The organism is Bradyrhizobium sp., assembly GCF_019244115.1.
Taxonomy (GTDB): Bacteria; Pseudomonadota; Alphaproteobacteria; order Rhizobiales; family Xanthobacteraceae; genus Bradyrhizobium.
On sequence record NZ_JAFATE010000309.1, the window covers coordinates 1 to 6,806 of the forward strand.

General features: G+C 61.5%; 5 protein-coding genes. 2 read left to right on the forward strand and 3 right to left on the reverse strand.

Features of this window, described 5'->3' with window-relative positions:
* A partial coding sequence (locus JOZ76_RS13735; protein ID WP_291699169.1) for a DUF3363 domain-containing protein occupies window positions 1–1,723 on the reverse strand: 1,723 nt, incomplete at its 3' end.
* 1,657 nt (window positions 1,724–3,380) lie between these two features.
* On the opposite strand from JOZ76_RS13735, the gene JOZ76_RS13740 reads away from it, so the two are divergent.
* Window positions 3,381–4,427 (forward strand): hypothetical protein, encoded by a 1,047-nt coding sequence (locus tag JOZ76_RS13740; RefSeq protein ID WP_291699170.1) that lies wholly within the window; start codon window positions 3,381–3,383, stop codon window positions 4,425–4,427.
* Between the two features lie 235 nt (window positions 4,428–4,662).
* Here the strand turns inward: JOZ76_RS13740 and JOZ76_RS13745 are convergent, their stop codons facing one another.
* Window positions 4,663–4,983: a DUF736 domain-containing protein gene (locus JOZ76_RS13745; protein WP_291699171.1), complete on the reverse strand. Its 321-nt coding sequence runs from the start codon at window positions 4,981–4,983 to the stop codon at window positions 4,663–4,665.
* Between the two features lie 368 nt (window positions 4,984–5,351).
* Here JOZ76_RS13745 and JOZ76_RS13750 point away from each other — a divergent pair, with 368 nt between their 5' ends.
* Window positions 5,352–5,747, forward strand: coding sequence for a hypothetical protein (locus JOZ76_RS13750; RefSeq protein ID WP_291699172.1), 396 nt, complete (start codon window positions 5,352–5,354; stop codon window positions 5,745–5,747).
* Window positions 5,748–6,127: 380 nt separating this feature from the next.
* Here the strand turns inward: JOZ76_RS13750 and JOZ76_RS13755 are convergent.
* Window positions 6,128–6,806 (reverse strand): acyltransferase family protein (locus JOZ76_RS13755; protein WP_291699173.1); only part of this gene is annotated, 679 nt, incomplete at its 5' end.

The window sequence follows — 6,806 nt, forward strand, 5'->3', positions numbered from 1 at the left end:
GGCCCCTGTTCCTTCCCAACGTCCACTCGATGCCTCCGTCGTCACGCTGAAGCCCGGTGATGTGTTGCCCGATGCGCTTGTCGAGGATTGGCTGCCAGGGCACGAGCTGAAAGCCGAGCCCGTTCTCGATCATAGCGAAGCGTCCGCTGACGAGACTGGCGACGCCGGCGAGGCGACCACTGACATAATCGCCGGCATTTGCTGGCACGTATGGTAGGCCGCGCTCTGTCGCCATCTGTTGGCCAACGCGCTCGACCTCCTGTCGCTGCAAGGTTGTCACGGTGCTGGCGGAGATGTGGATGTTACCATCCTTTGCTGTCGCATGGCCCATCTCGACAAGTCGCTGAGTGCGACGACTGAGGGCGTTGTTGACCTGTCGGCCAAACCCGCTGTCGGTGGTTGGCATGCGCTCGCGGGCGATCAGTTCCCGGTCGAGCCAGGTCGCGCCATGGCTGCTGATCTGCTTCTCAAGATCGAGGGCGGACAGAGTCCGAACCCTGAGCCCATCGCCGCCTTGGCCGAGGTCATACGCCTGTCCGCGTTCGACGATATCCTTGGGGACCTTCCAATGATCGGCATCGATCCGTTCGACGAGGCCAGCCCGGCGCAGGGCCTCCAGGCGCCGGACATGGGAGCGGATGAAGGCTTCAGGGTCCTTGCCCTGGCGTTCGAAGTTGTCACGGATACGCTCCAGATGCCGGCTCGGCCGGTAGATGCCGTCACCGTCAACAGCTTGTGCAGCAATGTTGCGGTCTGCCGGCCTTGGACCCGAGACGACGGGAGTGGCTTCGACGATCATGTCCCGCCCCACCTCATCGATCCTGTTCGGGTCCTTGAACTCGATGTGATGGACCCGGCCGTCGACGCCATCGACAATCAGGTGGACCCGCTCGCCCATCTCGTCCCCGGCAAGGCCCTTGGCCAGGACCCGACCGACGATCTTCTGGCCTGATCCTTCGCCATGAAGAGCGAATTGGCCAACACCGCGCTCCTCGGCGAGGCCGTTCTTCGTGAGGGCCCGGTGGATGGCGTTGATGACCTCAGTGCGGTGGTCCAGATCTTTCAGGACTTGTTCCGCGCGGTCGGAAAGGGCCCATCGTCCCGGCTCAAGCTCGGTGGCCACTCCGTAGCGCTCCAGGTGCCTTACCCGGCCGATCATCAAGTTGCGGTTTTCGCGGACGAGCCAAGTCGCACCCTCGCCTGGTCGCAGGTCGATCACACCCTGCTCCTGCTGCTCGCTCAGCAGCATCTTGTCGAGTCGGGTCAGGCGTTCGGCCTCGACCTCGTTTTGCAGTTTTGTCTGAAGCTCGATCTCGCTCTGGTGTCCCAGTTCCCGGGTGACCAGCTCGCTGGCCCGGTGGCGAACCCCGTGGGCGATATAGTCGCCGGCGATATTGAGGATGCGGCCGTCATCGAGCACGCCGCGGACGATGATGTGGGTGTGCGGATGGCCGGTGTTGTGATGGTCGACCGCGATCCAGTCGAGGCGGGTGGCCAGATCCAGTTCCACCTGGCGCATGAGGTCACGGGTAAAGCCACGAAGGTCAGCCATTTCGGTTGCATCCTCCGGTGCGACGATAAACCGAAACTGATGACGATCCTCCCGGCCGCGCTCCACAAAGGCCTTGCCGTCAGCCTCGTTCTCGAAAGCGGAATAAGCTTTGCCCCGCTCGCCGTCCCGCATGACCCCATCCCGTTCGAGGTAGCGGAGATGGGCGTCCACGGCCCTGCTCATCGTCCCGCGCATCTTCGGAACTCGCGCGCCCCGCTGCTGCGGATTGAGCCGGACTACCCTGGCTTTGATGACGACCCGCCGCGCTCGAGAACGGCCCGCGGAATCTCTTTGCCAGGCTCCTTGCTCGCTCGACCGGGGAAAGAAGGCCACGACCTTCGCGCCACGGCCACGCGCGTTGAACCGACCCGTCCTGCCTCCCTCCCGGCCACCGGCCGAGCCTATTCGCTGAGGATTGCCACCTGCCTTGCGGACTGCGATCTGGACCTGCTTGAGGAACGGTTGCGTCCGCGGATTGATGCGTGCTCCACCGTTGCGTGACCGACCGGGCTTGACCCTAAAATTTTCACTGTCATCACGTGCCATGACGCGACGATTGGCCGTTCAAAAAGCCGACACAAGAGCTTCCGAGCATCGATCGCATCAAATCGCACTAGCGCGCATGATGGCGAAGAAATAGCGGGGGTCTCCCTCGACGCACATTGCGAGAGCCATCGCTCGGAACATTGAAATTCATCGGGAAAGTCCGTAGGGCGGCACCTGCACACCTTGCACAGCGCTACTTTGGTTCGGCGAAAACTTGCAAAAACCAATGTGCAGACAAGCCTTTGCGACCGAAGCGAGCCAGCGAACGCCAGTTCGCTTTATCTCGCCGTCGTACGTCGCTGGGTGACGTCCGAGTCCTACATAACTTTCGACGTGTTCTCGTTTACATTTCGAGCTCTCTGCTGCTGTCGAGAATCTCCGGTGGAGCCGAAACACTTTAAGAACAAAGCAGGGCTGTGAATGGTGGTCCCTTCACGTTAACGTGCCGCATCGAAGGGGCCTCGGCAGCCGCAAGTATTTAGCCTCGGCAGCGTGCCACTGAGACCACGTTGCGGCGCAGGCTGAAGCGGCTGGCGAGCAACGACTCGTGCGCTTGGGCTCAAGAAGTATTGGTCGGAATTGAAGCCAAAAGCTGCGCCGGGAAAGCAAAAGCAAGAGAGCTACGGAAAACAGAATCTGCGCCGCTTTCTCCTCATCGAGAATGGCCGCAACATCGCCAGCTAGGCGTTCTGGGCGATGCTCGCGGGAGCGATGAACTGGAGCAAAATGGGCCTTCGCGCGTGTCGCCATCACGCAAGTGACGCGCTTGGCGTTGCGCAAACGGCGCGACAGACGGCATCCGCAATGACGAGAACAACTAGCGCGCATCAGCACCGGTGGCCGCGGATCCCTCTTCAGGGCAGCAGAGGCTGTCGGTCGCAATAGAGAAGGCGCAGCCGGCGTGACCGAGGTACATCACTTGCGCTGCGTCGCAGCTGTTCGTTGGAGAGCTGTAGCGTGCTACGGCGTGCAATTTGGTCATTCAGCTGCAGCGTACTACGTGCCACCCTTGCTGGAGATGATTACGACGTGAAGCCGTGAAGACGCTGCGGACGAACCGCGCGGCGTTGGCCGCCAATCCCTCGCTCGTGTGCTCCGCTGAGAATCGGTTATGAGCGATACCGAGAGTTGGATATCCAGCTGCTCCTCAGAAGAGCCGTCTCGTCTCGGTCGCAAGTAGCGTTTGGCTTCCTGGATGCATGTGGCGAGCCTCGTCGGCATCGGATCAACCAGCCAGGAGCTCCATGCCGTAGCGCCCGATAGGCGAGGAGCAGTATCCACGATGACCGAAACCAGTCCGATCCGCCCATTGGATGACCTGGAGGCTTTAGCCTGGCTGCGCTCCCAGCCTGATGGACGCGTGAGCGCCAACGCAGCCGAGCTTGGGCGCAATTGGGGCTGGAACAGGATGCGGACTGGTCGCCGGCTGAAAGCGTGGGAAAAGGCCGGTCTCATCTGTCGTAACGCCGAAGCGATCATTGTAACCAGCTCCGTTACGCAGGCTGTTACCGATGTTACCCCTACTGTTGCCGAGGCCGTCAGTATCACGACTATGCCCGAGGCTACGGGAGCGAAGCGTTCCATGGCACCGGTCAAGGTCGCTGCATTCGTCGTGGCGCTGATGCTCGCATGTGTATCGGCCGCCTTTTCCATTGATGGCCTCACCGCAATCTTTGCCGGCGCTTTCTGGCCCATTATTACCATGGGCGCTGCACTGGAAGCCGGGAAGCTCGTCGCAGCGGCGTGGCTGACGGAATATTGGAACTCGGCGCCTCGTTTCCTGCGCCTGGTCCTCGTCGCGATGATCAGCGTGTTGATGAGCCTGAACGCGATCGGCGTGTTCGGCTTCCTCACGCGCGCCCATCTCGATCACATGGTGGCCGTGGATTTGGCGCTCACGGACAGAACCGCCGATATCGACACTCGCCTCAATCTCCAGAGTCAGACGGTCGCCGACCTCGATCGGCGTATCGCCCAGATCGACACGGCCATCGAGGAATCGACCCGGCTTGGTCGCCCCATTGGGGCGATGACCATCGCCGACCAGAAGCGCCGCGAGCGCGCGGACATCGTCGCAGAGCGCCAACGCCAGGCACCGGCTCTCGGCAGCCTACAGATCGAGAAAGCCAAGGTTGACGCCCAGCGCCGGCGCGCCGAGGCGGACGTGGGCCCGGTGCGATATCTCGCCGAGCTGATCGGTACGCCCGCCACGGACCTCGAGCGACCGGTCCGCCTGCTCACTCTGGCGCTTGTCGCCGTACTCGACCCGATGGCCGTGGCGCTCCTGCTCGCCGCCGGTAAACACATGAGGCGCGACCGCCCGAGCTGACCATTTGGCGGGATGGCCTGAAAGCAAGACCATGTTCATTTCTCCGGCGAGATCAAAGGGCATAGCATGTTGAGAGCTTTCCAGAGATATCGCCCTACGGTGAACCGCGTAACACGGCTCGGCGGGACGGCACGTGTGCTGAGTGGCGCGTCCGCCTGCCAGTTTCGCGGCACTCCCTGCAATGGCATGGAGGAGAAGCTGCGGCGCCTCGCGAGGGTGAGGCGCCGCAAGGTCATCAGCGGGACCAGACCAGCGCGTAGGCGTCATCGACCGCGACGAGGTTGGCATAGATCGGCGCCGGGAAGGATGGGTCGTCGAGCTTCACCGAGTGATAGATGGTGTTCTCTTTGGAGGTCCGCTGCCACGCAGCGCCTATCTCGATGGTGCCGGCCATCACGCGCAGGTTCGGAGCCTTCTCGCTCTGTGAGGGTTCGGCCGGGAGCAAGCGCGCTTTGACGTTGAGCGAGAGCGTCTTGATGGTGCCGGTGAACGAGCCGTCTTCGGCGCGGGTAAAGGTCTGGTCGGAGTCGCGATCTCGACCGGTCCATGGCCCCATCCGATCAACCGCCTCGACGAATTGCTGCCGTGGGCCTGGAAAGCCGAATATCCTGTCAAGAGCTGAGCGAGGTGCAGAAGCCGGACGCTTGCCGCCTAGTTGTGAGTGTCCAAATTCCGCACGTCTTTCGGATATGTTGTTCTCGTTTCATTTTGCGTTGTCTGATTCTCTTCCGCATTGAAAATCTCCGCCGTGGACGCTGGCCGTTCCCGGGGGAAGGCAACAGCTCATTGTCGTCCGCGTATCTATCGGCCTGGGACCGAAGTGCGCTGGATGCGGAGGAGCATTCCCGCCGACGCGGCATCGCCCAGATCGACGCGGCCATCGAGAAATGAACACGGCTTGGCCGCCCCATCGCTGCGATGACGATGGCCGACCAGAAGCGTCGCGAGCGCTCGGAAATCGTCGCGGAGCGCCAGCGCCAGGCTGCGGCCCTCGCCAGCCTGCAGATCGAGAAAGCCAGAATTGACGCCCAGCGCAGGCACGCCGAGGCCGATGTTGGCCCCGTACGATATCTCGCCGAGCTGATCGGTACACAGGCCACGCACCTTGAGCGACCGGTCCGCAGGCTAACGCTGACCACTTGCCGCGAGCGCTTTCGGACGCTGGCCGCCGAATACGTGGCGACGTCTCTCAAGCGGCCGGAATCCGAAGCCCTTCGAATAGGTAGAACTGAGCGATGCAGTGCAATCATCGCCACGCAGTATGCCAAGAACGACCCCACTCTCATCCAAACCTGGTCGGCGGCGCTACCATCGTCTTGAACGCTCCGTCCTTCATGAATGCTACGGGTCCCTGTCTCGCAGGAGGAAATTGCGTTCGAAACAACACAAGCGCGGGCACGATAATGACTGCGCTCCTCGCCATGAACTCTCGGCGGTCAATCATTGTTCGGCTTCTCACGGCGAAGCGGCCTCGATAGCGCTACGCGAGCCCCGACTGTCGCAGGTGCTATATCGAATGGCTGATTGATCCACAGGGCCTAAAATCTTTGATCGAGTGTCCGTGCAAGCATCCATCATGTTTTTGGGCGAAGGCAAGCACGCCAATGATCATCAAGCTCACCAGGACAAGTCCGGCTACGACATTCCTCATTACCACTCCTCGCAATCCGTCCATCAGCACGCAGCTTGAGCAGTACGACCTAAAGCACGTGGCTTGCGCCCGGAATCTTTCGCAACGCTTCAGTCGCGCCCCAGCTCAGGAGGACAGTGAGCACGAATGCGATCAGGCCTTTGGCAATCGCCGGGATGGCGAAGTCGAACATCCAATAATGCAGCCAGAGGACAATCGGGTAGTGCACCAGGAACATGCCGTAAGCAGCGGACTGCATGGCATCGAGGCTGCTCCAGCCTGATTGCTTGAATCTCAGGAAATAGGCCAGGATCGTGAACATGATAGCCACGCTGAAGGCCGCGAAGAACAGTCCATAGATCGCTTCATACCAGTCGGGCAGCGGGTTGGGATTTCCGAGGATTTCGCGCTTGACGTAGATCATCACCCACATGAGGCAATAGGGGACAAGGGCTGGAATCGTCCAGGCCAGGCTACGCCTTCCAAGCTCGCCATCGGAAGCCAGCAATCCGCGGTCCAGGTACCTGACGCCGATCCCCGCACCAAAAAAGAAGTAGGTCGCGTACAGCAGCACGCGTCCGTGCTGGACCGAGAAGGGTCCGAACTCGTACCAGGTGTATGGTCCAAAGTGAACGCGACCCGGGATGTAGACCGCGGCAGTGACGGCGAGCATGGCCGCGAAGAAGCGCGCGGGCTGGTCATGGCCACGCAGCGACAGGCGATTGATCGGATCGATGAGCGTGGGCGAG